Source organism: Streptomyces sp. NBRC 110035 (genome assembly GCF_000829695.1).
Lineage (GTDB): Bacteria > Actinomycetota > Actinomycetes > Streptomycetales > Streptomycetaceae > Streptomyces.
Window position 1 is genome coordinate 1 of the sequence record NZ_BBNN01000009.1, and the last position, 1,103, is coordinate 1,103.

General features: G+C 67.7%; 1 protein-coding gene and 1 pseudogene. Both read right to left on the reverse strand.

What is annotated here, in order from left to right; all coding sequences use genetic code 11:
• Window positions 1-709, reverse strand: a 709-nt coding sequence (locus TU30_RS00065) for an alpha-amylase family glycosyl hydrolase (RefSeq protein ID WP_042162979.1), incomplete at its 3' end; no start/stop codon positions are given.
• Window positions 706-1,103 (reverse strand): annotated as a pseudogene (locus TU30_RS00070) (alpha-1,4-glucan--maltose-1-phosphate maltosyltransferase); the annotation flags it as partial. The gene TU30_RS00065 and the pseudogene TU30_RS00070, both read right to left, overlap by 4 nt.

Sequence of the window (1,103 nt, forward strand, 5' to 3'; positions counted from 1 at the left end):
TGGCGGGCAGGTTCTCGCAGTTGGTGCCCTCCTCCTGGTAGAGGTACGGCACCGCGTCCAGCCGGAAGCCGTCGATGCCCAGGTCCAGCCAGAACTTCAGCGCGGAGATCATCTCCTCCTGGACGGCCGGGTTCTCGTAGTTCAGGTCCGGCTGGTGCGAGAAGAAGCGGTGCCAGTAGTACTGCCCGCGGACCTGGTCGTAGGTCCAGTTGGAGGCCTCGGTGTCGACGAAGATGATCCGCGCGTCCTGGTACTGCTTGTCGTCGTCCGCCCAGACGTAGTAGTCGCCGTAGGGGCCGTCCGGGTTCCGGCGGGACTCCTGGAACCACGGGTGCTGGTCGCTGGTGTGGTTCATGACGAAGTCGATGATCACGCGCATGCCCCGCTGGTGGGCGGCGTCCACGAACTCCACGAAGTCGGCGAGGTCGCCGAAGTCGGGCAGGACGGCGGTGTAGTCGGCGACGTCGTAACCGCCGTCGCGCAGCGGCGACTCGAAGAAGGGCGGCAGCCAGAGGCAGTCGACGCCGAGCCACTGCAGATAGTCGAGCTTGGCGGTCAGCCCCTTCAGGTCGCCGATGCCGTCGCCGTTGCTGTCCTGGAAGGAGCGGACGAGGACCTCGTAGAAGACGGCTCGTTTGAACCAGTCGGGGTCGCGGTCCTGCGCCGGTGTGTCCTCGAAGGTGTCCGGTACGGGCTCGTTGACGATCATGATGCGGGTGACCCTCCGGTCTGCGGGGTGGACGGTCGCAGAGCCGTGCCGTGCTCGTCGGGGGACGCGGGACCGGCGGCCGTCGCGCGGTCCGCGGATCCCCGGCCGACGACGAGCACATGTGCTCCGCCCGGCCCGAGACGCACGTAGTTGGCCCTGCCCCAGTGGTAGGTCTCGCCGGTGAGCTCGTCGCGCACCGGCACCGACTCGTGCCATTCCAGGCCGAGTTGCGGCATGTCCAACGAGACCGTGGCCTCCTGGGTGTGGTGGGGATCGAGATTGACGACCACGAGAACCGTGTTCGTGCCCTGCCGCTTCGAGTACGCGATGACCGGGTCCTGGTCCGCCCGGTGGAAGTGGAGGTCGCGCAGCTGGCGAAGGGCCGCGTTCTGCC